Origin of the sequence: Horticoccus luteus, assembly GCF_019464535.1 — a bacterium.
GTDB lineage: Bacteria > Verrucomicrobiota > Verrucomicrobiia > Opitutales > Opitutaceae > Horticoccus > Horticoccus luteus.
Window position 1 is genome coordinate 2,375,639 of the sequence record NZ_CP080507.1, and the last position, 26,172, is coordinate 2,401,810.

Annotated in this window: 25 protein-coding genes and 1 tRNA gene; 11 read left to right on the forward strand and 15 right to left on the reverse strand. The window is 64.6% G+C overall.

The annotated features are described in order from the left end of the window. The first annotated feature begins 136 nt into the window (after positions 1–136). The 3 genes from rimO to K0B96_RS09870 are packed head-to-tail and all read left to right on the forward strand — an operon-like array spanning position 137 to position 4,173. Positions 137–1,552 (forward strand): 30S ribosomal protein S12 methylthiotransferase RimO, encoded by a 1,416-nt coding sequence (gene rimO, locus K0B96_RS09860; protein WP_220160736.1) that lies wholly within the window; start codon positions 137–139, stop codon positions 1,550–1,552. 58 nt (positions 1,553–1,610) lie between these two features. Continuing rightward, positions 1,611–2,246: a hypothetical protein gene (locus K0B96_RS09865; protein ID WP_220160737.1), complete on the forward strand. Its 636-nt coding sequence runs from the start codon at positions 1,611–1,613 to the stop codon at positions 2,244–2,246. Continuing rightward, entirely contained in the window at positions 2,239–4,173 is a 1,935-nt protein-coding gene (locus K0B96_RS09870; RefSeq protein ID WP_220160738.1) for a tetratricopeptide repeat protein, read from the forward strand. The genes K0B96_RS09865 and K0B96_RS09870 overlap by 8 nt, the downstream gene beginning before the upstream one ends. A 34-nt stretch (positions 4,174–4,207) precedes the next feature. On the opposite strand, the gene K0B96_RS09875 is transcribed toward K0B96_RS09870, so the two are convergent. The 9 genes from K0B96_RS09875 to K0B96_RS09915 all read right to left on the reverse strand — a co-directional run bounded on the left by K0B96_RS09875 (position 4,208) and on the right by K0B96_RS09915 (position 11,843). Next, on the reverse strand, positions 4,208–4,855 hold the full coding sequence (locus K0B96_RS09875) for a phosphoribosylanthranilate isomerase (protein WP_255558608.1): 648 nt from the start codon (positions 4,853–4,855) through the stop codon (positions 4,208–4,210). Between the two features lie 8 nt (positions 4,856–4,863). Continuing rightward, positions 4,864–6,021 (reverse strand): 6-phosphofructokinase, encoded by a 1,158-nt coding sequence (locus K0B96_RS09880; RefSeq protein ID WP_220160740.1) that lies wholly within the window; start codon positions 6,019–6,021, stop codon positions 4,864–4,866. Between the two features lie 44 nt (positions 6,022–6,065). Continuing rightward, positions 6,066–7,160, reverse strand: a complete 1,095-nt coding sequence (locus K0B96_RS09885; protein ID WP_220160741.1) for a DegT/DnrJ/EryC1/StrS family aminotransferase — start codon at positions 7,158–7,160, stop codon at positions 6,066–6,068. A 70-nt stretch (positions 7,161–7,230) separates the two neighbouring features. Continuing rightward, positions 7,231–8,019 carry a uroporphyrinogen-III synthase gene (locus tag K0B96_RS09890; protein WP_220160742.1) on the reverse strand — a complete coding sequence of 263 codons (789 nt, stop codon included), beginning with the start codon at positions 8,017–8,019 and terminating at the stop codon, positions 7,231–7,233. Positions 8,020–8,070: 51 nt separating this feature from the next. Then, positions 8,071–8,925, reverse strand: a complete 855-nt coding sequence (hemC, locus tag K0B96_RS09895; RefSeq protein WP_220160743.1) for a hydroxymethylbilane synthase — start codon at positions 8,923–8,925, stop codon at positions 8,071–8,073. 62 nt (positions 8,926–8,987) lie between these two features. Continuing rightward, positions 8,988–10,016: a ketol-acid reductoisomerase gene (ilvC, locus tag K0B96_RS09900; protein ID WP_220160744.1), complete on the reverse strand. Its 1,029-nt coding sequence runs from the start codon at positions 10,014–10,016 to the stop codon at positions 8,988–8,990. A gap of 53 nt (positions 10,017–10,069) precedes the next feature. Then, the gene (gene ilvN / locus K0B96_RS09905; protein WP_220160745.1) at positions 10,070–10,540 is read right to left on the reverse strand and encodes an acetolactate synthase small subunit; all 471 of its coding nucleotides are present in this window, start codon (positions 10,538–10,540) and stop codon (positions 10,070–10,072) included. 27 nt (positions 10,541–10,567) lie between these two features. Further along, positions 10,568–10,644: transfer RNA gene (locus K0B96_RS09910), tRNA-Val, on the reverse strand. Positions 10,645–10,799: 155 nt separating this feature from the next. Further along, a complete protein-coding gene (locus K0B96_RS09915) occupies positions 10,800–11,843 on the reverse strand; it encodes an aspartate-semialdehyde dehydrogenase (RefSeq protein ID WP_220160746.1) in 1,044 nt (347 codons plus the stop codon). Here K0B96_RS09915 and K0B96_RS09920 point away from each other — a divergent pair. Then, positions 11,842–12,378, forward strand: a complete 537-nt coding sequence (locus tag K0B96_RS09920) for a L,D-transpeptidase (RefSeq protein WP_220160747.1) — start codon at positions 11,842–11,844, stop codon at positions 12,376–12,378. The genes K0B96_RS09915 and K0B96_RS09920 overlap by 2 nt on opposite strands. A 14-nt stretch (positions 12,379–12,392) precedes the next feature. On the opposite strand, the gene K0B96_RS09925 is transcribed toward K0B96_RS09920, so the two are convergent. Next, positions 12,393–13,769 carry a sulfatase family protein gene (locus tag K0B96_RS09925; RefSeq protein ID WP_220160748.1) on the reverse strand — a complete coding sequence of 459 codons (1,377 nt, stop codon included), beginning with the start codon at positions 13,767–13,769 and terminating at the stop codon, positions 12,393–12,395. Positions 13,770–13,986: 217 nt separating this feature from the next. Here K0B96_RS09925 and K0B96_RS09930 point away from each other — a divergent pair, with 217 nt between their 5' ends. After that, complete coding sequence (locus tag K0B96_RS09930) at positions 13,987–15,207, forward strand: MGH1-like glycoside hydrolase domain-containing protein (RefSeq protein WP_220160749.1); 1,221 nt, start codon at positions 13,987–13,989, stop codon at positions 15,205–15,207. 18 nt (positions 15,208–15,225) lie between these two features. Here K0B96_RS09930 and K0B96_RS09935 read toward each other — a convergent pair whose 3' ends face one another. After that, positions 15,226–17,463 (reverse strand): heavy metal translocating P-type ATPase, encoded by a 2,238-nt coding sequence (locus tag K0B96_RS09935; RefSeq protein ID WP_220160750.1) that lies wholly within the window; start codon positions 17,461–17,463, stop codon positions 15,226–15,228. An 85-nt stretch (positions 17,464–17,548) separates the two neighbouring features. Between K0B96_RS09935 and K0B96_RS09940 the strand changes: the two genes are divergently transcribed. From K0B96_RS09940 to K0B96_RS09955, 4 genes are all read left to right on the forward strand, one after another. Continuing rightward, entirely contained in the window at positions 17,549–19,621 is a 2,073-nt protein-coding gene (locus K0B96_RS09940) for an ATP-dependent DNA helicase (RefSeq protein WP_220160751.1), read from the forward strand. 26 nt (positions 19,622–19,647) lie between these two features. After that, positions 19,648–20,361 (forward strand): PP2C family protein-serine/threonine phosphatase, encoded by a 714-nt coding sequence (locus K0B96_RS09945; protein ID WP_220160752.1) that lies wholly within the window; start codon positions 19,648–19,650, stop codon positions 20,359–20,361. A 1-nt stretch (position 20,362) separates the two neighbouring features. Further along, entirely contained in the window at positions 20,363–20,683 is a 321-nt protein-coding gene (locus tag K0B96_RS09950; protein ID WP_220160753.1) for a molecular chaperone DnaJ, read from the forward strand. A gap of 159 nt (positions 20,684–20,842) precedes the next feature. Beyond that, a complete protein-coding gene (locus tag K0B96_RS09955) occupies positions 20,843–21,640 on the forward strand; it encodes a PRC-barrel domain containing protein (RefSeq protein WP_220160754.1) in 798 nt (265 codons plus the stop codon). A 21-nt stretch (positions 21,641–21,661) separates the two neighbouring features. Here the strand turns inward: K0B96_RS09955 and K0B96_RS09960 are convergent, their stop codons facing one another. The 4 genes from K0B96_RS09960 to K0B96_RS09975 all read right to left on the reverse strand — a co-directional run bounded on the left by K0B96_RS09960 (position 21,662) and on the right by K0B96_RS09975 (position 24,744). After that, positions 21,662–22,381 (reverse strand): FmdB family zinc ribbon protein, encoded by a 720-nt coding sequence (locus tag K0B96_RS09960; protein WP_255558610.1) that lies wholly within the window; start codon positions 22,379–22,381, stop codon positions 21,662–21,664. Then, a complete protein-coding gene (gene dinB, locus K0B96_RS09965) occupies positions 22,284–23,447 on the reverse strand; it encodes a DNA polymerase IV (protein ID WP_220160756.1) in 1,164 nt (387 codons plus the stop codon). The genes K0B96_RS09960 and dinB overlap by 98 nt, the downstream gene beginning before the upstream one ends. Before the next feature lie 85 nt (positions 23,448–23,532). Next, on the reverse strand, positions 23,533–24,162 hold the full coding sequence (locus K0B96_RS09970) for a hypothetical protein (RefSeq protein WP_220160757.1): 630 nt from the start codon (positions 24,160–24,162) through the stop codon (positions 23,533–23,535). A gap of 27 nt (positions 24,163–24,189) precedes the next feature. Further along, complete coding sequence (locus K0B96_RS09975) at positions 24,190–24,744, reverse strand: DUF4252 domain-containing protein (RefSeq protein ID WP_220160758.1); 555 nt, start codon at positions 24,742–24,744, stop codon at positions 24,190–24,192. Between the two features lie 208 nt (positions 24,745–24,952). Here K0B96_RS09975 and K0B96_RS09980 point away from each other — a divergent pair, with 208 nt between their 5' ends. Together K0B96_RS09980 and K0B96_RS09985 are read left to right on the forward strand one after the other, a co-directional pair. After that, on the forward strand, positions 24,953–25,825 hold the full coding sequence (locus K0B96_RS09980; protein ID WP_220160759.1) for a CvfB family protein: 873 nt from the start codon (positions 24,953–24,955) through the stop codon (positions 25,823–25,825). Between the two features lie 41 nt (positions 25,826–25,866). Beyond that, entirely contained in the window at positions 25,867–26,172 is a 306-nt protein-coding gene (locus tag K0B96_RS09985; RefSeq protein WP_220160760.1) for a DUF6172 family protein, read from the forward strand.

Sequence of the window (26,172 nt, forward strand, 5' to 3'; positions counted from 1 at the left end):
AACGCCGGCCGCCTCCGCCTCCCTTTCAACCGCGGTCTCGCACCGCGGTTTTTTTGTTGGCCCTGTTCGCGCCAAATCCGAATCCGCCTTTCCTGCTGTTATTGCGCCGCCCTGCGCGCGCCGCCGCTCATCGTCCATGATTAAAGTCAGTCTCATTTCTCTCGGTTGCGCCAAGAATCTCGTCGATAGCGAAATCATGGTCGGGCACCTCCATCAGGCCGGCATGACCGTGATTCCCGAAGCCGAAAAAGCCGACGTCGTCATCGTCAACACCTGCTCCTTCATCGACTCGTCGAAGGAAGAATCGATCGGGCACATCCTCGAGGTCCACCAAAACCGCGGGCTGCGCAAGCGCCGCAAAGAGCAAAAGCTGATCGTCGCCGGCTGCATGTCGCAGCGCTTCTCCAAAGATCTCGGCACCTCTCTGCACGATGAAGTCGACGCCTTCATCGGGCTCGATCAAGTCACCCAAGTGGCGCCGATCATCGAGGGGCTTTACGCCAAGGAACGCGGCCCGAAGGATGCGCCGGAAAATTTCATCACCGGCCGCTCCACCTACATCCCGGACTACGACACGCCGCGCTTCCGCCTCACTCCGCGGCACACCGCTTACATCAAGATCGCGGAAGGCTGCAATCACCCGTGCACATTCTGCATCATCCCGCAGATCCGCGGCCGGCACCGCAGTCGCACTGTCGCGAGCGTCGTCGCCGAAGCCCGCCGGCTCGTCGCCGAAGGCGTCCGCGAAATCAACCTCATTTCCCAAGACACCACGTTCTTCGGGATGGACACTTGGACGGAGCGCCCGAATCCCCGCACGCCGGTCGATTCCTCGCGCGGCACCGCGCTCACGACGCTGTTGCGCGAACTCAACGCCATCGAGGGCGATTTCTGGATTCGTCTCCTCTACACGCATCCCGCGCACTGGAGCGACGAACTCATTCGCACCATCGCTGAGTGCCCGAAAGTCGCCCGCTACATCGACATTCCCCTTCAACACATCAGCGACCACATGCTCGGACTGATGCAACGCGAGACCAGCGGCGACTACATCCGCAATCTCCTCGGCCGCATCCGCGCCGGCATCCCCGGCATCGCGGTTCGCACCACGTTTATCGTCGGCTTTCCCGGTGAAACCGAAGCCGACGTCGATGAACTCTGCCAGTTCATCCGCGAAACGCGTTTCGAACGCCTCGGCGTCTTTCGCTACTCGCAGGAAGAAGGCACGCGCGCGGCCAAGATGGAGGAGCAGGTTCCCAAGAAGACCAAGGAGGCGCGCTGGCACCGCACGATGGCGTTGCAGCGCGAAATCGCCGCCGAAGTCAGCCATCGCCAGGTCGGTCACACCTTGAAGGTTTTGGTGGAGGAGCCGGGTGTCGCCCGCGGTGAAGCGGATGCGCCCGATATCGACGGCCGCGTTTACGTGCCGCGCGAACTCCCCGTCGGCGAATTCGCCGAGGTCACCATCACCGGGTTTCAAGACTACGATCTGCTTGCGCTCCCTGCCGGCGAGCAGCCCGCGGAGTTCAAGGTCGCTAAACAGGCGCAGTAATCCCTCGCCTTGCCGGACCTTGCACTCGCGCCGCCCCGTGTTTCATCAACGGGTTGAAATGCGCTGCTCCGTCCTCGTTCGCTGGCTCTGGCTTCTCGCGCTGATCGTGGCCGGCGGTTGCAGGCCGGATCCGCCGGATCAGCTTGCGTGGCAGATTTCGGCGGAAACGCCGAACGACTACTATCAATGGTGCGAGGTCCATGAGGCACGCATGTCGCCTGCGGTGCACATCGATTTTGTCGTCGCCCTGCGCAGTCTGGCCGCCGTCTCCCGCCGGTTTGGCGGCGCGCTCGATCTGCGGGAAACCAACAATCCCTTCTGCCAACGCATCAACGCGCTCACGGTGCGCGAAGTCATTCTCGACGGACTGACCGCTTACCGCGATCAAGTGGCCGCGCGGCTTTCGCGAGTCCAGGCGGCCCAACTCCGCAACATCGAGCACGAGCCCGCCGGCGGCGATCCGGCGTTGATGGCAGCCTACGCTCAGGCGCGCACCGACTCCGAGCAGACAGTCGCCCGACTTCGCGCGCACATCGCCAAGGTCGAGGAACGCCTGCACTGCTATGAAAACGGTGGTGACCCTGAGTCCTCGCCCTCGCCCTTCGACGCCAGCGAATCCGATCAATCCACTTCTGCCGCCGCGGAAACAGCGGACAACGCCTCAGCCGCCGGCTCGCCCTCCGCTCATGACTGAACTTCGCTTCATTCACAAATGGTCGTCGGAGCAGCACGCCACCACCAAAGGCTGGCTGTGGCGCTGGAGCCGGCGCGTCTACGAGAAAACCCCTGCTCACGCCCGCACGTCCGACCAGAGTGAAAATATCATCTTCATTCACACGCGCCGCCTCCTCGCGCTGCTCGCTCTCACTCTGGTCATGGCCTACGCCAGTCTGGCCGTCACCGCGTGGTGGTGGTTTCACCGGCGCTTGGGCGAAAACGTCACGCTCATTGATGCCGCCTGGCCTCCGCGTTGGGCCGGGTTGGTTCAAGCGCGCACGGATGCCTTGTTCACGCAGGGGTTCACGGCCTTGCAGGAGCACCGTTTCGGCGACGCCGCGCGTCTGCTTGAGGCCGGGCTCCGCCGCGCGCCCGAACGCAACGATGCGCGACTCGCCCTCGCGACCATCTTCGGCACGTTTCACGAATATGGCCGCGCCTTCGCGCAACTCGATCAGGCCTTCGCGCATCCGCCTGTTTCCTCCGCGCTGCTCGCCACCGCCTTCACCGTTTCGTTCACGGCGGAAGACTTTGTCCGCGCCCTCGCTTACGCCCAAAAAATTCTCGACGCCCAACCGCCCGCGAGCCCCGACCTCACCCGCCTCGCGCGCCAAAACAAGATTCGCGCTTTGACCGCCCTCGGCCGGTCCGACGAAGCCGTCGCCGCAGCCGCTTTGCTCGCCGCGGAGCCCGACCCGACCTCGCTGGTATGCCGCATCGACGCGTTGCGCAGCCACCGCCAGTTCGCCGCCGCGCTCGCTCTTGCCCACGCAGCGCAGACGCGTTTTCCCGCCCACCTCGCCGTGCTCGACATCGCTTGCCGCACGGCCCGCGACGCCTCCAATCCGGCCGAGCTCCGCTCATTTCTTGCCGCCGCCATTACGGCGCAACCCAACGTCCCCGCGCCCCGGCAAACTGCGGTGCTCGAATGGTGGCAAGCGGGCGACACCGCCCAGTCCCAATCCGCCCTGGACGCATTTCTCCTGCGCTTCGATTCCGACCCCGACTTCGTTTACCGCCTCTCCACCGCCGCCACCGCCATCGGCGCGACAACGATCGTCGAACGCCTTTACCAACACGAAGCGGCACTCGGCCTTCCGACCAATCGGCTCGCCGCCAATCTGGTCGAAGCGCATATCATCAATGGCGACCTCGTCGGCCTGCGCCGCACACGCCCGTTGTTACCCGCCCTCGCGGCAACGAAAGATCCCGTCCTGCAACTCTGGCCTCCGCTCGTGCAGGCAATTTTCCAAGTCGTCGACGACGCTCCGCTCAGCTCCGGTCCGCCGCTGCAAAGCCTCGTCCGCCGGCTCGGCCTGGTGCCCACATCTTACACCCGCTTCATCGATCTTTTGCTCAACGCCCAGCGCCCCGCCGCCGCCTGTGCGCTGCTTGATCAGGCTCTCGCTGCGTATCCGACATCCGCCTCTCTGCAAAAGGTCGCGCCCGCCGCTCGGGCCGCGCTCGCTGCGGCGACGGCGGACCGCGATCGCGTTCCGGCGCCAAGCATCGCCCCCGTGCTCGATGCCCCGGAATTCTTCGCGCGTGGCGACGACTTGCTCAGCTCCGGCCAATTCACCGCCCTTGCCCGACTCATCGCCGAGCAGCGTCGCGCCAATCCCGATTGGCTGGCCCAGCGCTCCGGCGACGTCGCCTGGCTGGAGCTGCGCCTCGCTCTCGCGACTCACGACGAACTCGCCGCCCGCCGCCTCGGCCAGCTCTACCTCAACGGAGATCAAGAACGCCTCGAACGCGCCATCGCATTCGCCGCGCGATTGCCGGTCCGCGACGCGGCCGATCAACGCGCGTTGCTGACCGACGCCATTCTCCGCCACCACCCCGAAGCGCAGGCCCGCCTGATCGAGGCCGGCCTGATCAAGGTGCCGGTGCCATCGGCGGAGTGACCGTCCGTTGACGCCGCGCGCTCCGCTCCCCGCGTTACTTGAGCGCCTGCACTGCTTCGCGCAATTGCACCGCGAAGCGTTTGAGCTTTTCCAAGTCTTTCACACCCGGCGCGGATTCGATCCCACTGTTCACGTCGACGAAACTGGCCTGCGTGGCACGCAGCGCCGCGCCGATGTTTTCCGGGCTCAGGCCACCGGATAACATCCAGAACTTTTCCGGATACGCCGCTTGGTGTCGCCCAAATTTCGCCCAGTCACTCGTGCGCCCCGATCCGCCGAAACCGTCGACCTGAAAAGTATCGAGCAACCACCCTTTGGCGAACGGCAGCAAAGCCGCCGGCACGTCGAACTGGGGTGGCAGTTTCGGTGCCAGCCAGAGCCGCTCCGGCCCGACCAGCTTCGCCCACGCCGCGACTGTTTCGACCGGCACATCATGCCGGAAATGAATCTGAAAATAATCGAATCCCGCCGCGGTCATGGTGACCAGTTCGGCCGCGGACGGCTCTACGCAAACCGCCACTTTTCGCCGGTCAGGCAATCGTGCGCGCATCGCCGCATACTGCGCCAAGGTCACGAACCGCGGCGATTTCGGATACAGGTTGAAACCCAGGTAGTCCACGCCGCACGCATCCGCGTCCTCGGCGTCTACGAGCGACGTCAGCCCACAAACTTTCACTCGCACGCCGGCGATCATGATGCGCCTTCCTCCTCATCGCCGAGGCAGGTTTCCACAAGGCGCGCCGTTTTCACCCAAGGGTGATCAACCGGCACGATCCGCTTGATGCCGGCAACTTTCTTCAATGGCACCGGCACGCACTCCGCGCCCTTGATCCCCACCATGATGTTGTAGCGCCGCTCGGCGAGCAGTTCCCCCGCCTTCGTGCCGAGCCGCGTGCACAGCAAACGATCAAACGCCGTCGGCGTGCCGCCACGCTGCACATGGCCGAGTGCCGTCACGCGCGCTTCCACACCCGTCAACTGCTGCAATTGTCGCGCGAGCCGGCTCGCCACCGATTCCTGCACCAAGTGCACGCCTTCGAGTCCGCCCCCCGTGGCACCGCTGACAATCCGGGTCTCCTTCGCCGCGCGCCTCGCCATGCGATCCATCGCCGCGCGCGCTTTCGCCTCTTCCCGTGAAACAATTCCCTCCGCCACCGCGATGATCGAAAAACGCTTCCCGGCCCGCTGCCGGCGCCGGAGATGGCGCGCCACCGCTTGCAAATCGTAGGGAATCTCCGGAATCAAAATCACGTCCGCGCCTCCCGCGATACCCGACCCGAGGCACAGCCACCCCGCCGAATGCCCCATGATTTCGCACACGATGATGCGTTGATGACTCGTCGCCGTCGTGTGCAGGCGGTCGATCGCTTCCGTGGCGACCGACATCGCCGAGTCGAATCCAAACGTGATGTCCGTTTCCGCCACGTCGTTATCGATCGTCTTGGGCAAGGTCAGCACATTGATCCCGCCGCGTTCATGCAGCCGATACGCCGTCTTCTGCGTGCCGTTCCCGCCCAAGCACACGAGACAATCGAGTTTCAACTTCCGATAATTGCGCGCGACGACGTCCGTCAAGTCGGTCACCTGCCCATTGATTTCAATCTTATGCGGCTTGTCGCGACTGCTCCCGAGAAACGTCCCGCCCTGCGTGAGAATGCCGCTCACGTCCGCGTTCTCCAACGGCCGCGTGCGATTCTCGATCAAACCGCGAAAGCCGTCCTCAATCCCGACCACCTTCAACCCGTAATGCAGCGCCGCCTTCGCCACGCCGCGGATCACTGCGTTCAACCCCGGGCAATCGCCCCCCGCCGTCAGAATCCCAATCGTGCCGGAAGGTTTGCGCAGCATGAGCGGTGTGGCGGGTCGGATGGATGGGTGGTCGCAGGCGACGGTCAGAACCCGTTCACCGCCGCGATCACGTGATCGACTTGCGCGTCCGTCAACTCCGGGAAAATCGGCAGACTCACACACGTCGCCGCCGCCGCTTCCGCCACAGGGAACGAGCCTGGGCCCTGACCGAGCGACGCGAAGCACCCCTGTCGATGCAACGGCACCGGATAGATCAAATCGGTGCCCACCTCCTGTTGGGCGAGATAGTCACGCAACGCGTCGCGCCGCGGGTGCCGAATCGTAAATTGGTGAAACACCGATTGTCCGTAATCCGGCTGATCCGGCAGCCGCACGTCCGCCAGACGAATCCCCTCCAGATAACGCTGCGCGATCGCCTGCCGCCGCGCCGTCCATCCCGCGAGATGCGGCAGCTTCACGTTGAGCAACGCACCCTGAAATCCGTCCATGCGGAAATTTCCGCCCACGATGTCGTGATAATAGCGCCGGTCGGAGCCGTGCACACGGATGTGCCGCGCCTTCACCTGCGTCGCCTCATCGCGTGCAACAAACGCCCCGCCTTCGCCGCAGCCTCCGAGGTTTTTCGTCGGATAAAAACTAAACGTGCCGACATCGCCGAACAACCCCACCGGCTCGCCGCGATATCGCGCCCCGACCGCCTGCGCGCAATCCTCGATGACGAACAGTCCGTGTCTCCGTGCGATCGCCATGATCTCGGCCATGCGCGCCGGCTGCCCGAAAAGATGGACGACAATAATCCCTTTCGTGCGCGGTGTGATCGCCGCCTCGATCTTCGCCGGGTCGAGGTTGAACGTGCCCTCCCCCACGTCCACGAAGCGCGGCGTCGCGCCCACATAGCTCACGCCCCACACCGTCGAGATGAACGTGAACGGCGGTGCGATCACCTCGTCGCCCGGTCCGAAACCGGCGATCATGCACGCCACGTGCAACGGCGAGGTGCCGCTGTTCATCCCCAGCACGCGGGGATAGCCGAGCGTCGCGCCAAAATTTTTCTCAAACTCCTCCACATCTTTGCCGAGGCAAAAGCGCGTGGCGTCGTAGGTCGCCGCGAGCGCCGCCAGCGCCTCAGTTCGCAAGGCGCGGTGTTGAAGCGAAAGATCGAGAAACGGCACTTTCATGGCTGGACCCCACGAAAAACACGAAACCCGCGAAAACCAAACTCGTTTCGCGGGTTTTCCTCCGACTCCGTCACTTCAATTTCCGCACCAACGCATCGACCAACGCATCGAGCCCGGGTGATTTCGCCTCAAAATCAATCGGCATGCCCGCCTTCTTCATCGTTTCGCTCGTCAGCGGACCGATGCTTCCCGCCAAGGGCCGCTTCGCCTTCGGCGCCAGTTTCAACGCCCGCGCCTGGTCCACGAACGACTGCACGGCGGACGAACTCGCGAACAAAATGGCGTCAGCGCCGCGCGCCCGAAAATCCTCCGCCGCCGGGTCGCCGCTCAAATCCGTCTGCTCCGTCTTGTAAACTTGCAACTGGTCCACGATCGCGCGCGCCTCTTCGAGTTTCGTCACCAGCGTTTCCCGGTTCAAATTCCCCGTGATCACGAGCAACTTCGCGCTGTCCAAGCTGCCCGTTGCAATCAGCGCCTCCGCCAGAGCCTCGCCCGTCGCGACCTCGGGCTGGCACTCGACCTTCAGATGGAACTCCTTCACCGCCCGCGCCGTCCCCTCGCCGACACACGCGAAACGCAGCAGGCCGAGTGAGCGGATATCGTCGAGAATCCGGAAGAACTCCTCGAAGAAAAACCGCACGCCGTTCGCACTCGTGAACACGATCCAGTCGTAGCTGCCCAGCTCGAGCATCACGTCCGCGAGCGTGTCTTTCGAAATTTCTTTCGAAACGCGGATCAACGGCAATTCGATCACCTCCGCTCCGCGATCGCGCAATTTCCCGGCCAGTTCAGAGGCCTGTTCCCGCGTCCGCGTCACCGCGACCCGTCGTCCCGCCAAAGTGAGTTTTTCGTCTGCCATAAAAATTTAACCGCTCCGGACGCTCGCTCGACTGTCGCGCGCGCCGGCCTGCTACAGCAAGCCGAGCTCCTTCAAAATGCGGCTCGCCGCGCTCTCCGGACGCGCAAAATCCTCCGCGCTGAGCGACACGGTCCGCCTGCCCGTTTGCTCATGGTAAAGATACAGCACGTCTCCGCCCACATGCGCCGCAAACGCCGTATGGCAGCCCCCGCCCAGGGCGGCCTGCAATGCCCGTTCAACGGCCACCGCGCGCGCCGTCGTCTGATCAAAAACCGTCGCAAATCCCTCCGCCTCCGTGGCCCGGCATTGCACCCCGATCGCGCCCTGCCCGACGGCGGGCACCATTTGATCGAGACGCAGCGGGCGAAACTCCACGCCTGGCCAGCTCGCGATACCCAGACGCGCCAACCCCGCCGCCGCCAGCACCGTGCCGTCAGCCACGCCGAGTTCGCCGATCTTCTTCAACCGCGTATCCACGTTGCCGCGAATCTCGGTGAACGCCACGCCGGGAAACAACTGCGCGCTTTGCAAGCGCCGCCGCGGGCTGCCCGTGGCCAATGTCCGCGGCTCGCGCACTCCCGTTCGCACCACGAGCACGTCGCGCGGATCCGCCCGCGGCAGATATCCCGCGATCGCCAGCCCCTCCGCCATGTCGCCCGGCAGGTCTTTGGTGCTGTGGACCGCCACATCCGCCTCGCCACGAAACAGCGCTCCTTCCAGTTCCCCCGTAAACAATCCCTTGCCTCCGCGCTGTTCCAGCGACCACTCCGCTTGTTTGTCGCCGGTGGTGACGATTTTCAGCAGCTCTGTCTCCACCCCGAGGGCCGTGCGCAAATGCGCCGCGACCAGCTCCGCCTGCGCGAGCGCGAGAGGACTCTTGCGAGTGGCGAGAACGAGTTTCGTCATAAATAAAAAAGGCGCAGAATCATCTGCGCCTTTGCCTGCATTTAGCAAATTATCCCGCTGGCTCAGGCGTAGGCCGCCTGCACGCCCTTGAGATTCTTCTTCGTCATCCACGGCATCATGCTGCGGAGACGCTCACCAGTCTTCTCGATGGTGTGCTTTTCGCCCGCCGCGAGCAGCTTCTTGTAGTTCTTCAAGCCGCCTTTGTATTCCTTCACCCATTCCTGGGTGAACTTGCCGGTCTGAATCTCTTTCAGGATTTTCTTCATCTCGACCTTGGTCTGCTTGTTCACGACGCGCGGTCCGCGGGTGATGTCGCCATACTTCGCGGTCTCAGAAATCGAGAAACGCATCCCGGCGATGCCGCTCTCATACATCAGATCGCAGATGAGCTTCAGCTCGTGGAGGCATTCGAAATACGCCATCTCCGGCTGGTAACCGGCCTCGACAAGCGTCTCGAAGCCTGCCTGCACCAGCGCGCTCGCGCCACCGCAGAGCACCGCCTGCTCGCCGAAAAGATCCGTCTCGGTCTCTTCCTTGAACGACGTCTGCAGCACGCCCGCGCGCGTCGAGCCGATGCCCTTCGCCCACGCCAGCGCGGTCTTCTTGGCCTTTTTCGACTTGTCCTGCGCGACGGCGATCAGCGCCGGCATGCCTTTGCCTTCCACGTAGAGCCGCCGCACGATATGGCCCGGACCCTTCGGCGCGACCATGATGCAATCGATGTCCTTGTGCAGCTTGATCAAGCCGAAGTGGACGCTCAGCCCGTGGGAGAAGATCAACGTCTTGCCCTTCGTGAGATTCGGCAGGATGTCGTTCGTATAAACATCCGCCTGCTTCATGTCAGGCAGGCCGACCATGATGACGTCCGCGCGGCGCACCGCTTCGGCGGTGTCGACCACCTCGAAACCGTGCTGTTCGGCGACGGTCTTCGACTTGCTGCCGGGATAGAGGCCGATGATGACCTTGCAACCGCTATCCTTGAGGTTGAGCGCATGGGCATGGCCCTGCGAACCGTAGCCGAGAACGGCGAGGGTCTTGTTTTGGAACACGCCGAGATCGGCGTCTTTGTCGGTGTAGACTTTGGCGGGCATGATAAAATTACGGACAGGGTTAAGGAAGGAAGTGGAGGCGGCGCGCGTTTGTCTCAGCGCTTCAGCGCCAGCCGGCCGGTGCGGGCCAGTTCGAGAATGCCAAACGGCTCCAGCAGGCCGAGCAACGCGCTGACCTTCTCATCGTCGCCCGTCGCTTCCATGATGATCGAATCCATCGAGAGGTGCACGATCTTCGCGCGGAAAATGTCTTTGATCTGCAACAGCTCGGACCGCGTCTTCGCATCGGCCTTCACCCGCACGAGCACCAGCTCGCGTGCGACCGCCTGCCCGTCCTTGAAATCGACGACTTCGACCACGTTGACCAGCTTGCGCAGTTGCTTGATGCACAGATCAAGCGAGCTGTCGTCGCCTTTCAGCACCGCGGTGATCCGCGAGAGCGAGGCATCGTGGGTGGGAGCGACGTTGAGCGAATCGATGTTGAAGCCGCGGCCGGAAAACATTCCGGACACGCGCGCCAGGACGCCGAACTTGTTCTCAACGAGAACTGAGATGGTGTGTCGCATGAAAGTGAATTGTAAGGAAGAGAGCGTTGGTGGACGCCGAGGGACTCGAACCCCCGACCCCCTCGGTGTAAACGAGATGCTCTAACCAACTGAGCTAGGCGTCCGACCCAAGGGCTGATTGAAGCGGCCGGGCCTCCGCTATGACAAGGAATTATTCCGACTATGACGTGTCCGCCGGCGCGCCCGGCGCCCCGCTCCCTCTCTGCCGCAGGAAAAAGGCGCGCGCGGCCAATGCCGTTCCGCGCCCTCGCCCCCGAGGTCACGCCGCGGCAATGGCCTTCGGTTTGAGCCAGCCCTCGCGCGCCATCAACTCGGCGTTCTGCAGCGCGTTCAACGCCGCGCCCTTCCAGAGATTGTCGCCGCTGACCCACAAGGAGAGTCCGTTTTCGAGCGCGGTATCGATGCGAATCCGGCCCACGCCGCATTTCACCTGCCGCGTGAAATCGAGCGGCGTCGGATAACGCTTGTTCGCCGGATCGTCCACGAGCTCCGCACCCGCAAAGGCCGCGATCGCCGCCCGCGCCGCCTCGACGCTCACCGGCCGTTCGAACTCGGCGTTGATCGCCACCGAATGCGCCTGCACCACCGGCACGCGCACGCACGTCGCCGAAACCGGCAGATTCGGCAGCCCCATGATGCGCCGGCTCTCCTGCCGCATCTTGGTCTCTTCGCCCGTGTAACCATCGGCCCCAAACGAATCGACCTGCGGGATCGCGTTGAACGCGATCTGATAGGGATAAACCTTCTTCGTAATGGGCGTGCCCGCGACATGCGCCCGCACTTGCGCCTCAAGTTCGTCAATCGCATCCGTGCCCGTGCCGGACACCGATTGATACGTCGCCGCCAAATACCGCTTCAACCCAAACGCCTGGTGCAGCGGCCACAAGGCCATCAACGCCACGGCGGTCGAACAATTCGGATTCGCAATGATGCCATGGTGCTGGCGCAGCTCCTGCGGGTTGATCTCGGGTATCACGAGTGGCACCGCCGGATCCATCCGGTAGGCCGAACTCTTGTCGATCACCAGACAGCCCGCTTGCACCGCGTCCGGCGCGAGCGCCTTCGTGATTGCGCCCTCCGTCGCGAAAAACGCGACGTCGACATCGCCGAACACGCCCGGCTTCGCCTCTTCAATTACGACCGTTTTTCCGCCGAACTCCACCGTCTTGCCTGCTGACCGCGCCGAGGCAAAAAGCCGCAGTGTGGCCACCGGGAAATTCCGTTGCTGCAGCAGCCGCAGCAACTCTTGACCCGTCGCGCCCGTGGCGCCGACGATACCGACTGTGAAGGAAGGCGAACTCATGGAATTTTCGTTGGAACGGGTCACCAAAGCCCACGAGCGCCTTGGCATCAAGCCCACAGACCGCTTCCTCCTCGTTCGCATCGGCGCCGCCACGCTCCAATTCTTCCGCGGCGGCGAACTCGTTAAAGCCCACCCCGTTTCCACGTCGAAGCGGCCACCTTCGAACCTTAAAGGTTCCCTCGGCACACCGCGCGGCCTCCATGAAATCGCCGAGCGCATCGGCGCCGGCCAGCCGCCCGGCATGGTCTTCAAATCCCGCGTGCCCACCGGCCGCCACTTTGCCGAATTACCCGACGCCACCGCCGATTCGAATCTCATCACCACGCGCATCCTCTGGCTCCGCGGACTCGAGCCCGGCATCAACCGCGGCGGCAAGGTCGATACCTACGACCGCTATGTTTATATCCACGGCACAAATCACGAAGCGCGCATCGGCGAGCCCTTGAGCGCCGGTTGCGTCCTGATGCGCAGCTTGGATCTCATCGAACTTTTCGACGCAGTCCGCGTCGGCGATCACGTGCTCATCGTGGATTGAGACTTACCCTGCGACTATTTCTCAGGGTGCTGATGGGGATGATGCCGCCGGATGCTCTCCTCCAACAGTCGCGCCGCGTTCGCGTATTCGGGAAACGGCACCGGTGCATCGGCCGGACGGCCCGCCAGCGCGCGCCTCAATTTCTCACGCTCCGCCTTCACCGCCGGGGTTGAATCGTCGCGAAGATCGCGCTGCTGGAACGGATCGACGCTCAAATCATAGCACGCGCCTTCGCTGTCGTAGTAGTAGCGCTCGTCCCGCACCGCGCGCTGAGAACCATACTGCGTGAAAATCCATTCGCGCGGGGTCTGGTCCTCCTCGCCACGCAAAACCGGCCACAGCGAGCGCCCGTCCAGCTTTGCGTCCTTTGGCACTGGTTCACCGGCGATCGCCAACATCGTCGGCAGCAAGTCCGTGAAATCCGTCAACGCCGTCGACACCGCGCCCGCCCGCACCCGACCCGGTGCCCGCACGATGAGCGGCACATGCACGCCGACATCGTTCACGCGCCCCTTGCCCATCGGCACGGCGCGCCCCGCGAGCTCCCCGCCCGTCGAGGAACCGTTGTCGCCCGCGAAGAAAATGACCGTATCATCGCGCAACCCCAGTTGGTCCACCGTGCGCACCAGTTCTCCAACTTGCCTGTCCGCGTAAGCGACCATGTCGGCAAACAGCGCTGCCTCGCCTTTCGGCGGATGCGCCCGAGTGAGCGGCGTCGGCTCGTTCGGCGCGTGCGCCTCGATCATCGGGTAGTAAATGAAAAACGGCTCCGTGCGATGCCTCCGTATGAAATCGATCACAAACGCCTGCGTCACGTCCGGCCCGAATTCCCCCGCCCGCGCGCGGGGTTCACCGTTCTGCTGGATAAACGCATCCCAATAACGCTTCTCGCTCGCGGGATTTCCCGCCTCCACGCCCGTCCACACGCAATGTTCATCAAACCCGTGGGCGTTGAGAATTCCCGGTTCGGCCCGCAGGTCATTGACCTGCCATTTGCCCGCGATCGCCGTCGCATAGCCCGCCGCCCGCATCGATTGCCCCAGCGTTTTCCATCGGGTCGGATCCAGCCCCCGGCCGCCCCAACGCGGCACATCGTAATGCACCGTCCAGCCCGTGCGAAACGGATACTCGCCGGTCAGGAGTGAAACGCGCGTCGGCGTGCACAACGGCGTGCACCACGCCGTCGTGAAACGCGTTCCTTCGCTCGCCAGCCGGTCGATGTTCGGCGTTTGCGCCGCCGCGCCATAGGCGCCGATCCAGTCGCGCGCCACATCGTCGATGAGGATTACAATCTGGTTCGGCGGCCGTCGCCCGGCCGGCGCCGCGTCGGACAAGCTGATCCCACCCGCCAACCACACCAGCAGCACCCACCGCAGCTTCGGCAATTTCATGCCGCCACGCCACACCGCTCCGCGCCCGTCCGCGACGCCGCTCACGTTGAATCAATTAAGCCCCCGCTCTCAACTGTTACAGCGGTCCGCCCCTTGCGCCTCCCCGCGTCCCACGCGCTCATCGCCCATGCGCTCATCAGCCCGCCCCGGCGCTTGGCCACGTTGGTTGTTCTTGGGATTGCTCGCATGGACGCCGCCCCATACTCGTGCCGCCGCGATGAATACGCCTGCTTTGCGCGACGACGGCACTTACCAGAACGGCGGCTACTGGGCGACTCCGCTGCCGTGGCTCATGGTCACCCTCATGCCCGACGACGCGCCCGCCGCCGCCACGCTGTTTTGCGAAGCGGTGGAAGACTTCCAATCGCGCGGCGATATCAACGAATGGATTAACGACGCCGCTCCGCGCACCCACGGGGTCCCCCAGTACTGCGCCAGCGCCGCGCTCCCCCTGGCCGGCGCCACGCGGCTGCACGAATTCCTCGCCGCCCAAAACCGCGACTTGCCCGCGCCGCTCGCCGCCCGTTTCGCCGCCGACGAACGCTGGCTCCGCGAACAAGCGACCCGCCTCCTCCGCGCCGCCGGGCGCCCGGCGAAAGACGGCGTCGAGATTTTCGAGCCCGATGCCTCGGGACGATACGGCGCCTTCTGGGTGCGCGACTGGTCCTACGCGCTGGAAGGCTGCCCCGAGGTTTTCACCTCTGAAGAGATTCGTCGTGGTTACCTCTTCCTCGCCGCCGCGCAGCGCTCGGATGGCTGCATGCCCGACCGCGTGCGGGCCGACGGCCACGGCGTGTTTTCACCTGGCCCCGAAAGCCATCCGTTCTCTCGCCACGGCTCCGTCGATCAATCGCCGTTCATGGTCATTCTGTGCGATCAATACTGGCACCTGTCCGGCGATCTCGGCGCCTTTCGCTCCACCGCTGCGGCCTTGGAAAAAGCCCTGCAGTTCACGCCGCGCAACGCCGTCAACGGCCTCGTCACCATCACCGACTCCACCCTCTTCCGCCCTTACAGTTTTCTGGATACCGTCCCGCTGACCGGCGACCAGCAATTCGACTCCGTTCTCTTCTGGGACGCGTGCCGCAAACTCGCCGCGATGTTCTCCGCCGTCGGCGACGAGGATTCGGCCCAACGCTGGCGTCACGAAGCACAGCGGGTGCAGCGCGGTCTCGCCAGCCTTTGGGACGAACGCACCGGCCTGTTCGTCGCGGCGAGCGAACACTGGCGGCAACCCGCGATCTGGGGCTCCTTGTTTGCCGTTTACGTCGGTTGCGCCACCCCCGCGCAAGCCCGCCGCATCGCTCAGTATTGCCGGGAAAATCTCCCGCTGCTCGTTTTCCACGGCCAGGTGCGCCATCTCCCGAAAGGCACTTTCTGGGGTCAACCCGAGCCGCAATACCTTCATCCAGCCGCGCCGCCGCGCGATGGCCCGTAAGCGCTCTGCGGCCGCTGCTCAGCGATTCCGTCCGAAAAGGAGCCGCAACGAGTTGAGGCAGACCACCACGGTGCTGCCCTCGTGCGCCGCCACGCCGACCGCGAGCGGCACCAAACCGAAAATCGCCGCTCCCGCCATCAACACCACCACGCCCAGCGAAATCGCCAGATTCTGCCGGATCACCCATTTCGCCCGCCGGCTTAGTTGCAAAGCCGCGAGAAAATTTTCGATGCGGTCGTGCATCAAAATCACCTCCGCCTGCTCGAGCGCCGCATCGCTTCCGCGCGCCCCCATCGCCACGCTCACGTCCGCCGCCGCCAGCGAGGGCGCGTCGTTCACGCCATCACCCACCATCGCCACTTTGCCTCGTTCCGCCCGCAGCGCTTGGATGGCGGCGACCTTGTCTTCGGGTTTCAAACCCGCCCGCACTTCATCCACGCCCAACTCCTTCGCGACCGCCTCCGCCGCATGCCGACGGTCGCCCGTGAGCATGACCGAGTGAATTCCCGCCGCCCGCACCTCATCGAGCACCGTCCGCGATTGCGCGCGAATCTGGTCGCGCAACAGCAAGCGCCCCACGACATCGCGCCCCAGCACCCAGATTTCACTCAACTCCGCCGAAGCCGCCGGCAATTGCCGCGCCCATTCCCCGAACGGCCCGTCTTCCAGCAATTCCCGGCGCCCGAGCAGGACCGACGCGCCTTCATGCCGACCGCGCACCCCTTGCCCGATGATGGACTGAAAATCGTCCACTTCGCCACCCGTCACGCCCTGCGCGCGCGCGTGCCGCACCACCGCGCGCGCCAGCGGGTGCTCCGACTTCACCTCGAGCGCATACGCCAGCTCCAGCACGTCGCGCTCACGGCCCGGCGGAAAACTCTCCACTCCGACCACATTCAACTCTCCCGTCGTCAACGTGCCGGTTTTGTCCAGTGCCACGACGGTGATCTCGGCCAGTTTCTCGATCGCCGCCCCGCCGCGAAACAATACGCCGTGCCGCGCGCCCCACGCGATCGCCGCCAAGATCGCCGACGGAATCGACAGCACCAACGCGCAAGGACTCGTCACGACCAGCAGCGTCATCGCCCGGTAAAACGCCGACGTCTGGCCGCCCGTGTTTTCGAACGGCGGCAATCCGAACCCGAGCCACCACACAAAAAACATCACGGCGCACGCGCCCAGCACCAGCAACGTGTAACCACCACCGAATCGGTCAGTGAAACGCTCGCTCGGCGCCCGCAGTTTCTGCGCGGTCTGGATCAAGCGGATGATCTTTTGCAGCGTGCTCTCGGCCGGCAGCCGCCGCACCTCGACTTCCACCGCGCCCCACAAATTCAGCGTTCCGCTGAACACCGTATCACCCACGCCTTTTTCCACGGGTTGCGCTTCGCCCGTCAGCGCCGATTCGTCGCTTGCACTGCGTCCCTTGCGCACTTCGCCGTCGGCGGAAAACGCCTCGCCCGGCCGCACCAACACGCGGTCACCCACGGCCAGTTGCGCGACATCGACTTCCCGCTCCGCGCCGTCCGCGGTCATCAACGTCGCCCGCTTCGGCGCCGATTTGAGCAGCGCGCTCACCTCTCGATGCGTGCGATGCAGCGCATACTCCTCCATCGCGCCCGAGGCTGAAAACAGGAACAACAACAACACCGCCTCCGGCCACGCGCCAATGCTCACCGCGCCGATCGCCACCGCGAGCATCAGAAAGTGAATGTCCACTTTCGCCTGGCGCAGATTCGCCCACGAATCCTTCGCCGCATCCCATCCGCCCGCGATTAACGCCGCCGCAAACAATCCCACGGACACCCACGCCGGGCCGAGGCTAAACCGCAGCGTCACAAATCCCGCGAGGCCGAAAACCGCGCACAATGCCGCCAGCCACGTCAGCTCTTTCCACTCCGATACCGGCTCCGCGCCGCTGTCGACCGGTTGGATCTCCGGCATCGTAAACTCGCGCCAGCGCCAGAATTTCGGCGCCGTCGCACACGTTTCCCCAGCCAGTTCCGTGACGCCGTCCCGTTGCTGCAGCGTGAAGCCCGCCGGCACTTCCGCTATTCCGCCAATCCGCCCTTCGATCGCCGCGATGGTGAGCGCCACCCGGTGTTCGAGCTCACGCAGGTCGACTTCACCCAGCGTCGCCACCGACACCTTGCGACTCGCGGCATCGAAACGCACGGCCCCCACCCCCGGCTCGGCCCGCAGGAACGCGGCCAGTTCCACCGCCCAATTGGGCGAATGTTCAAGGGATGTAGCCATGCTCGTCAAATTTCCCGGCCCGCACCCGCGCGGCAAATACATTTGCGCGCACCCGCGGTTCACCGTTGCGTGACACCTTTCCCTGATGATTGGCCTCCGCGACGACAACGACGCCCTGCCGCCCGCGCCTCCGCCGAGTCGCGCGCCGGAGCTCGCTGCGCACATTTTCGCCGATGGCGGCTCGCTTCATGCCGGTCTCACCCTCGAACATCGCCCCGAGCAGGAGCAAATGGCCCGCGCTGTCGCCGGCGCCCTGCGCGACGATGCCGCCCTCCTCTTCGAGGCCGGCACGGGCGTCGGCAAGTCCCTCGCCTACCTCGTCCCCGGTCTCATTCACGCCATCGATCAGACGCGCCAACTCGTCGTTTCAACGCACACGATTTCTTTGCAGGAGCAGATCGAGGCGAAGGATCTTCCGCTCTGCCGCCGCCTGTTCAAGTCCGACCCCGCGCTCGCCCGCTACGCCGATTTCAAAAGCGCCGTGCTCGTCGGCAAGTCCAACTACCTCTGCACCACGCGCCTCGCCGCCGCCCTCGCCGGCAAACAAGAGCTCTTCCCCACCGCCGAGCACAACGAACTGTTGCGCATCGCCGACTGGGCCGCCACCTCCCGCGCCGGCCTCCGCCACGAACTTTCCCCACCGCCGAGCGCCGAAGTGTGGGAACACGTCAACGCCGACTCCTCCGCCTGCTCGCGCAAGAACTGCGATTGCGAACGCTGCTTCTATCAACGCGCCCGCGCCCGTCTGCGTCAGGCGCAAGTGGTCATCGTCAACCACTCGTTGCTGTTCGCGCTGATCAATGCCGGCGGCGCCACCGAAAAAGGCGCTGCGCGCGGGGTGATTTTCCCCGACGATTTCGTGGTTCTCGACGAGGCGCACACCGTTCCCGAAGTCGCCACCGATCACTTCGGCCTCCGTCTCAGCAGCTACGGCGTCGATCGCCTCCTCAAATACCTGTATAATCCGCGCACCAAACGCGGCCTGCTCACCCGCCACGGCGGTGCGTTGGAATGCCAGCTCGTGGTCGATTCGCTCGAGGCCGCCGAACAATTCTTCGGCTTCATCGCCGACCGGCTCCTGATCAAGCAGCCCATCGTCCGCGTGCGCGAACCCGATGTCGTCGAACCGTTGCTCGAACCGCCTCTTCTCGCGCTCATCAAGGCGGTCAGCACGCTCGCCGATAAACTCGAGGAAGGGAAAGTGCGCGACGAGCTGCTCGACCAAAAAGGCCGGCTTAAATCCTGCCAGTCCAGCCTCAAGCAATGGCTCGCCCTCGCCGACGAGAAACAAGTTTATTGGGCGGAACGCGGCGGGCGCCGCCAGACGATCGTCACCCTGCGCACCGCCCCGATCGACGTCGCGCCCTACCTGCACGAAGAACTCTTTTCGCGCGGCACCGCCGTTGTTTGCACGAGCGCCACGCTCGCCATCGGCGGAGAAATCTCGGCGTTTCAACAACGCGTCGGCGCACCCGACGCCCAGGCCGTCGTCGTGCGCTCGCCGTTCGACTACGAACGCAACATGCGCGTCTTCGTCGCCGCCGATGTGCCGTTACCCTCCGCCAAAGACGCCCGCCTCGCCCTCGATGCGCTGATCGACTATTTGCGTTTCTGCATCCTCCGCTCGCGCGGGGGCTCGCTTGTGCTTTTCACCAGCTACGCCGATCTTCGCGCCTGCGCCTCCGCCCTTGCGGCCGACTTCGCCGCCGCTGGTCGCCCGCTCCTCGTCCAAGGCGGAGAGTTCTCCCGCACCGAGCTCGCGCGCAAACTCCAGGCCGCCGGCAACGGCGTGCTTTTCGGCACCGATAGTTTCTGGACCGGTGTCGATGTCCCTGGCGACTCGCTCTCGCAGGTCATCATCACCCGCCTGCCCTTCGATCCGCCCACGCATCCGATCCTCGAAGCGCGCGCGGAATGGATTCGCGACCGCGGCGGCAACCCGTTCAACGAGCTCACGCTCCCCGAAGCGCTGATCAAATTCCGCCAAGGCATCGGCCGGTTGATTCGCAGCGCCCATGATCGCGGCGTCATCACGCTTCTTGATGCGCGCGTGCTCGCCAAACAATACGGCCGCCTCTTTCTCGCCACGCTGCCCACCAGCCATCACGTGCGCATCACCCGCGAAAATCGCGAGGAAGCATTTCAGCCTTTTGCGTAACGCGTCGCGTTCCCTAGGTTCACCGCATGCTGCGACTCCGTTCTGCCTCCCTCACCGATATCGGCAAAGTCCGCCGCCGGAACGAAGACCGCTTTCTCTGCGACGACACCCTGCGCCTTTACGGTGTGGCTGACGGCATCGGCGGGTTGCCGGGCGGCGCCGAGGCGGCGCAAACCACCGTTGATGCCGTGCGCGCTTACGTGCGCGACCATCCCTCCGCCGCGCTCGCCGATGCCGTGCAAGCGGCCAACCACGCCGTTCTCAGCCGGGCCGCAGAAATCAGTCCGCATGTCGGCATCGGCTCCACGCTCAGCGTCGCCCACTTTTCCGCGAGCCAACTATCCCTCGCCCACGTCGGAGATTCGCGGAGCTACGTCTGGCATGCCGGCCGCCTCGAAAGGCTCACTCGCGATCATTCCGTGGCCAACGAAGCGATTGATCGCGGCGAAGAACACACCCTGCGCTGGATGAGCGAAGCCAACCGCAACGCCCTCACCCGCTGCATCGGCCAGCCGCCGCCGCTGATCGTCGATAACTCCGTGCGTCCCCTGCAGGCTGGCGAACGATTTCTCTTCGCCAGCGACGGCGTTTCCCGGGTCGTCGGCGAGGATCACCTCGCTCGTTTTCTCGCGACCGATGCTCCCCCCGCCGACGTGTTGCACGAACTGATCGACCTTGTCCTCCGCCGCGGCGCGCCCGACAACGCGACCGCCGTGCTCGTGGCAGTCGACGAAGCTTGATATGCCCACCCGCAGCGCCCACTTCGCCGGCCTCGTCGCCGCCCAGCCGCAAAACGAACTTTTTCGCTTCAGCCTCGCGCAAGCCCTCCTCAACGAAGGCCGCGGCGCCGAGGCGGAGCCGCACTTGCGCATCTGCTGCGAGCGGCGCGCCGATTGGATGATGCCGCGCATACTGCTCGGCAAACTTCTGCTGCAACTCGACCGCCCCGCCGAAGCCCGCTCGCTCCTCGCCGCCGCCCTCACTCTCGCCCTCGCGCAAGAACACGAAGATCCCGCCGCGGAGTTGCAGGCCCTCCTCGACGGACTCCCGCCCTCCGCCTGACCTGCGCCTGTTCGCGCAGCGCTCCGCCTTCGCGCGAAAGCGCGGCGCCGCCGTCCGACACGAGGGCCCGCCCGTCATCGGCCCCATGGCCGCGCAGGTCGCGCCGCCGATGGCGCCACGCGACGGTCGGGGCTACTTTGCCAGCCAAAGGAAATCACCATGCTGGACCTGCGCTCTGCCAAAAAACTCGACGGCCTCAAACTCCACGCCCGCGACGGCGAAATCGGCCACGTGCACGATTTTTATTTCGACGACGTCCAGTGGCGCGTGCGCTACCTCGTGGTCGAGACGGGCGCCTGGCTCGTGAGCCGCAAAGTCTTGATCGCCCCGGAGGCCGTGTCCGCCGTCGCACTCGCAACCGACGAAATTTCTGTGGGGCTCACGAAGGACCAAGTGCGCAACAGCCCGGAGATCGACACCGCGAAACCCGTGTCGCGCCAGCACGAGGTGCTGTTGCGCAACTATTACGGTTGGCCGGGATACTGGAACGGCCTCTTCGCCTCCCCCGGCATGATGGCGCCGGCGTTGGCCCCGACGCCGCCTGCGCTGAGCAACGAGGCCGGCCTCGCCGCTGAGACCCATCGGCCGGAACCGCGCGGCGATCCCTCTCTGCGCAGTGCCCGGGAAGTGAGCGGATATGCGCTGAAAGCCTCCGACGGCGAGCTTGGCAACATCACCGATTTCATTGTCGATCGCGCGTCGTGGCGGATTCGTTACCTGGTCGTCGACACCGGCACTTGGTGGTCCGGAAAGAAGGTTCTTATCGCTCCGGCGTGGAGCGAAGGTGTCGACTGGAGCGCGTCCGAAGTGGCCGTCGAGTTGACCCGCGCGCAGGTTAAATCGAGCCCCGTTTACGATCCCGAAAAACCTCTCTCTGCGGAATACGCCGACCGCCTGCACGACCACTACGAACGACCCCGCTTCTCCGAAACCGCATCCGCGCGCGACGACGGCTAACCCAGCGCGGGCCCGTTCGCTTCACGCGTAGTCATAGAGCTGTGGGTCACGCGTCGGAGCCTGGCGGCGCAACCGAAACCGGTGGCGCGGCTCCCGCGGATCTTTCGCCGCCTCGCCCGGCCCGCTGCTGCCGTAAGGATCGTCCATTCCGCCCTCGCCCTCCGGAGGTCCGCCGAGCTGTTCTTCAAGCGAATCCGGATCGGCGCCTTCCTCCAATTTACGCACGACCTCCTCCATCTCGCCATCGATTTTCTCGCCGGTGAGTTCGGCCATGCGGCGCATCATCCGGCCCATCGCGCGCGGGTCATTTTCATCCACGTTCGCAAATTCCTTCTCCATCGCCCCCATCGCGGCATCCATCCGGGGATCCCCCTGTTCCCCTCCGCCGAACGCGGCACTTGGATCGGGATTCGTGCCATCCTCGATGCGTTTTCCACCGGTGTTGATCGCGAACGCTGACACAATCTTGCGCATCCGGAATTTCGGGTTCTCCGGGCATTTCGGCACCGTCTGCCCTTGCGCGAGCGTCTTCGCGAAAAACTGGTAGATCGTGTGGTTGTCGGGACAGTAATATTCGTAAATCGGCATGGCGGATGACGCGCAAATGTAGCGGTCGGAGCGCAGTTGCAAGCCGCCGTCGATCTCAGCGCGGCGGCAACTGGTGCCCATGCTGCACGACTGCGTCGCGGCGCCCTCGGTTGAGCTGGTCCAGCACGCCTGCCAGTCGTCGGCGTTTTTCATCTTTTTCGGCAAACATCTCCAGTTGCGCCGGCTTTTCGTCGACGCCCGAAAACCGCGCACTGACCAACCGCAACGGTCGCCGCTGTTTCCACGCCGCCCGCAACAAAGGCTCGATCAGCGGATAAAACGCCGCCTCCAAGTCGCTCGCCGCCGGCAGACTGCGCGCGTGCGACATCTGCTCGAAGTTCGGGTAACGCACTTTGATCGTCAGCGTGCGCACCCGTTTTCCGTCCGCCCGGATTTTCGCGAGCAACTCATCGACCATGCGCTTCAACACCCGCACGATTTCCGCCTCGTCGCGCACATCACGGCCGAATGTCTCCTGCTGGGAATACGACTTCGCGTCCTCCGACTCCGTCTCGACCGGCCGGTCATCCAGTCCCCTCGCCTGCCGCTGCAATTCCACCGAAAAATTCCCCACCACCTTTGCAAGTTCGCGCTCGTCGGCCTTGACGAGATCCTCGACCACCGCGAAGCCCGCCCGCTTCAACGTCTCTTCGGTCTTCGGCCCCACGCCGGGCAGTTTCCCCACCGAAAGCGGCGCGAGAAACTCCGCTTCCTCGCCCGGGGGCACCACCACAAAACCGCGCGGCTTGCGCAGCTTCGACGCGATCTGCGCCACCAATTTGTTGGTCGCGAGGCCAAACGAAACCGTGATTTGCAGCTCATCCCAAATCGCCCGCTGCAACCCACGCACCGCCGCCTCGACCGCGGTCGCCGATCCGAGCCCGCATGGTCCGACATCGAGATAACCTTCGTCGATCGAGTTGCGCTGCACGATCGGCGTCAGTCGTTCGCACACATCAAACATCCGTTGCGAAAACTCACCGTAACGCCCGCTCGTGTGCGGAATCATGATCAAGTCGGGACACACCCGTCGCGCCTGCGACGTCGGCATCGGTGTATAAACGCCGCACGCCCGGGCCTCGTAGCTCGCCGACGAAATGATGCCCCGCTCCGCGCCGCCCACCGCGCATTTTGTGCCCCGCAACTCCGGCCGAAACACCTGCTCCACCGAGACGAAAAACGCGTCGGCGTCGAGATGGACGATCGTCGGCAAAGCCATGTCCGCCACGATGCGTCCCGCGTCGCGCCCCGCAAGCCCGCTGGCAAACGCATCTGCCGTGTCCTCCGCGCCGTGCGTCGACTGCTCAACGCACCCAACTGCCGAACCCGCCCCGCGCACCGACGGACACCCGGTGAATCGGCCACTCTGCGAACCGTTCGCTCGCAATCTCGGCCAGTTGTTCGGTGGCGATCTCCGCGGAGGCGACGACGAATCGCTTCTCCGCCCGCACCGCCAGGCAAACCTTCATCGTCGCGCTGCCGCGACCTGCATCCTGCACGTAGATCACAACGTTGTCGCCCCGTTGCGCCACTCCCACCGCGCGAACCCAACCGCGACGCTCCATCGCGGCGTCCACTTCAGTCCAGCGCGCATCCGCTGCATCCACGCGCTCCGCCGACACCGCGTAAATGCCCACGCTGGCTGAACGCACCGCCGCGAGCGCCTTGCCCGCCATTGGGTCCATCCCCGCGCAGCGGTCCAACGCGAATTTCGCGAGCGCCAGCGTCCCTTCGCCCACCGTCATTTGTCCGTGGCGCTTCAACGTCCAGCCGCCGGTCCTGGCCAACGCGTTGCGCAGCGTCGCCGCGTCCGCATCAAGCATCACGGCCTGCGCCAGCCCTATCGTCAGCACGAGCAGCGATGCCGCAAAAACGCCAAGCACCCAACGAAGCCAGCGGCGGCGCGGTCGTGAACTGGGAATCGAGGAGTGCATGGCGGGCGTGCCTTTGCTGGTGGTTGCTTATGCCTGTTTGGCCACCGCCACGTCCTTCAGGCCGTCGATGTTCAAATGCCGGGCGAGCAACTCGATTTGCTCGGGCTTGATATTGCCAACCACGTTCACGAGCACGGCCTGCTTCGCACCGTCCACGACCGTGATCACCAACCCCGCTATCGCCTCGCCTTCACCGTGCTTGAGAAAGATCGCCACATCCTGGGCGCCCTCGTTGTGCTGCTTCACCGTCACAATCTGCTCCCATCCCTGGTCGGCCAGCTTCGAGCGGATCTTTGCCACGCGTTCAGTGATGTTTTCCGCGTTGCCCTGATCGAGGCCGATGACGTTGACGCGCACGCGCTCCAGACTGCCGAGGAGCTCGGCGGCCGCCGGATCCTGCAACTTGGCCAGGCGCGCGGCGAGTTTCAGCAGTCCTGATTGCAGGTTCACTTCGACAAAATCGCCTTTCCCCGGGGGCAGCGCACCGAAGTCAACGTAGCCGGAGGAAGGTGCAGCGCAGAAGCCGACCGATGCGGCACACACGAGAGCGGAAGAAACGATAAGCGAGCGAAACGAATTCATGGGAGGATGGAGGTTGAGGATTGCGCGACAGGTTTGCCGCTGTCCTCAACACACAGGGCCAGCCGCTGAAGTTGCAGAATATTTCCGGCCGCCCCGTTTCGCGGGCATTTGCCCCGTGCTGCCCGGCACGGCGGATTCGCGCGCCCGCGGCGGCGCAAAAATAAACCGAACGTGGTGGCCTCGTCCGCGCCGCGTGTTAAACGAAGGCATGGCACTTCTCGGGCAACGCAACCTTCTCGCGGTCCTTCGCTCCGTCCCGCCGGGATTGATTCTCGATGGCGGCTCCCATGGAGATATTCTGCTGCCCACGCGCTACGTGCCCGCGGGCACTGCCCCCGGGGCGACTCTGGACGTTTTCGTTTATCGCGACTCCGAGGATCGCGTCATCGCGACGACGGAGACGCCCCTCGCGATGGTCGGCGACTTCGCCTATCTCCGCGCCGTCAGCGTGAACCCCCGCGTCGGCCTGTTTCTCGATTGGGGTTTGGAGAAAGATCTCCTCCTCCCTCTGCGCGAACTCGCCTCGCCGCTCGAGCCCGGTGATTACCGCGTCGTCCGCATCGCGCTGGACGAACGCAGCGACCGCATCATCGCGAGCGCACGACTCAACCGCTGGTTGAATCTCACGCCGCCGCCTTACACGGAAGGACAACGCGTCAATCTCATCGTCATTGGCGAAACCCCGCTCGGCTACAACGCCGTCATCGAAAACGCCCATCGCGGCCTCCTCTATCATTCCGACCTCGCCGGCGCGCTGCAGACCGGGGAGCGACTCGATGGTTACGTCCGCGCCGTGCGGCCGGACGGCAAAGTCGACCTCGCGCTCGACCGCGCTGGCTTCCATCGCATTCCTCCGGTCGCCGAGCAGATTCTCGCCGCGCTCAAAGCCGCCGGCGGCCACCTCGCGTTGCACGACGACAGCCCGCCTCTGAAGATTCGCGCCGCTCTCGGCATCAGCAAAAAAGCGTTCAAGCAGGCGATCGGCACGCTCTACCGCGATCGCCGCATTGTCATCGAGCCCACTGGCATTTGGATCGCTCCGCCGAACGCCCGCTCGCGGCGGCCGGGAACGGAGTTGTAACCCCTCGCCCGTTGCGCGCTCATACTGCCTCTGTTTTCGCCATGAAGAAAAATTTTCCGCTCCATTCGCCTGCCAAAGATGACCAGCGCGTCTTCGAAGCCGTCGTGCACGAGGTGCGCAAATACCTGAAACGCGAACGCCGCAAATCGCCGCCAGAAGGATTCGACCTCTGGGAGTTCCACTGCCGCGTCGGCGCGACCGCTGAAGCCGCTGTCGCATCGTCCGCCAAGGACATCATTACGGCCATCGCCGCCGTGGCGAAATCCGGCGCCGAGACCGTTTACGTCGAGATCCTGGCGCACGCCGCCAAGTGGCCCGAACGCGCCGCCACCTCCGGCGAAACGTGA

What these genes read in the sequence shown, in the direction of transcription:
- rimO (WP_220160736.1), top strand. Translation starts at nt 137, where the DNA reads ATGATTAAAGTCAGTCTCATTTCTCTCGGTTGCGCCAAGAATCTCGTC.
- K0B96_RS09865 (WP_220160737.1), top strand. Translation starts at nt 1,611, where the DNA reads ATGCGCTGCTCCGTCCTCGTTCGCTGGCTCTGGCTTCTCGCGCTGATC.
- K0B96_RS09870 (WP_220160738.1), top strand. Translation starts at nt 2,239, where the DNA reads ATGACTGAACTTCGCTTCATTCACAAATGGTCGTCGGAGCAGCACGCC.
- K0B96_RS09880 (WP_220160740.1), bottom strand. Translation starts at nt 6,021, where the DNA reads ATGCTGCGCAAACCTTCCGGCACGATTGGGATTCTGACGGCGGGGGGC.
- K0B96_RS09885 (WP_220160741.1), bottom strand. Translation starts at nt 7,160, where the DNA reads ATGAAAGTGCCGTTTCTCGATCTTTCGCTTCAACACCGCGCCTTGCGA.
- K0B96_RS09890 (WP_220160742.1), bottom strand. Translation starts at nt 8,019, where the DNA reads ATGGCAGACGAAAAACTCACTTTGGCGGGACGACGGGTCGCGGTGACG.
- hemC (WP_220160743.1), bottom strand. Translation starts at nt 8,925, where the DNA reads ATGACGAAACTCGTTCTCGCCACTCGCAAGAGTCCTCTCGCGCTCGCG.
- ilvC (WP_220160744.1), bottom strand. Translation starts at nt 10,016, where the DNA reads ATGCCCGCCAAAGTCTACACCGACAAAGACGCCGATCTCGGCGTGTTC.
- ilvN (WP_220160745.1), bottom strand. Translation starts at nt 10,540, where the DNA reads ATGCGACACACCATCTCAGTTCTCGTTGAGAACAAGTTCGGCGTCCTG.
- K0B96_RS09920 (WP_220160747.1), top strand. Translation starts at nt 11,842, where the DNA reads ATGGAATTTTCGTTGGAACGGGTCACCAAAGCCCACGAGCGCCTTGGC.
- K0B96_RS09915 (WP_220160746.1), bottom strand. Translation starts at nt 11,843, where the DNA reads ATGAGTTCGCCTTCCTTCACAGTCGGTATCGTCGGCGCCACGGGCGCG.
- K0B96_RS09925 (WP_220160748.1), bottom strand. Translation starts at nt 13,769, where the DNA reads ATGAAATTGCCGAAGCTGCGGTGGGTGCTGCTGGTGTGGTTGGCGGGT.
- K0B96_RS09930 (WP_220160749.1), top strand. Translation starts at nt 13,987, where the DNA reads ATGAATACGCCTGCTTTGCGCGACGACGGCACTTACCAGAACGGCGGC.
- K0B96_RS09935 (WP_220160750.1), bottom strand. Translation starts at nt 17,463, where the DNA reads ATGGCTACATCCCTTGAACATTCGCCCAATTGGGCGGTGGAACTGGCC.
- K0B96_RS09940 (WP_220160751.1), top strand. Translation starts at nt 17,549, where the DNA reads ATGATTGGCCTCCGCGACGACAACGACGCCCTGCCGCCCGCGCCTCCG.
- K0B96_RS09945 (WP_220160752.1), top strand. Translation starts at nt 19,648, where the DNA reads ATGCTGCGACTCCGTTCTGCCTCCCTCACCGATATCGGCAAAGTCCGC.
- K0B96_RS09950 (WP_220160753.1), top strand. Translation starts at nt 20,363, where the DNA reads ATGCCCACCCGCAGCGCCCACTTCGCCGGCCTCGTCGCCGCCCAGCCG.
- K0B96_RS09955 (WP_220160754.1), top strand. Translation starts at nt 20,843, where the DNA reads ATGCTGGACCTGCGCTCTGCCAAAAAACTCGACGGCCTCAAACTCCAC.
- K0B96_RS09960 (WP_255558610.1), bottom strand. Translation starts at nt 22,381, where the DNA reads ATGAAAAACGCCGACGACTGGCAGGCGTGCTGGACCAGCTCAACCGAG.
- dinB (WP_220160756.1), bottom strand. Translation starts at nt 23,447, where the DNA reads ATGGCTTTGCCGACGATCGTCCATCTCGACGCCGACGCGTTTTTCGTC.
- K0B96_RS09970 (WP_220160757.1), bottom strand. Translation starts at nt 24,162, where the DNA reads ATGCACTCCTCGATTCCCAGTTCACGACCGCGCCGCCGCTGGCTTCGT.
- K0B96_RS09975 (WP_220160758.1), bottom strand. Translation starts at nt 24,744, where the DNA reads ATGAATTCGTTTCGCTCGCTTATCGTTTCTTCCGCTCTCGTGTGTGCC.
- K0B96_RS09980 (WP_220160759.1), top strand. Translation starts at nt 24,953, where the DNA reads ATGGCACTTCTCGGGCAACGCAACCTTCTCGCGGTCCTTCGCTCCGTC.
- K0B96_RS09985 (WP_220160760.1), top strand. Translation starts at nt 25,867, where the DNA reads ATGAAGAAAAATTTTCCGCTCCATTCGCCTGCCAAAGATGACCAGCGC.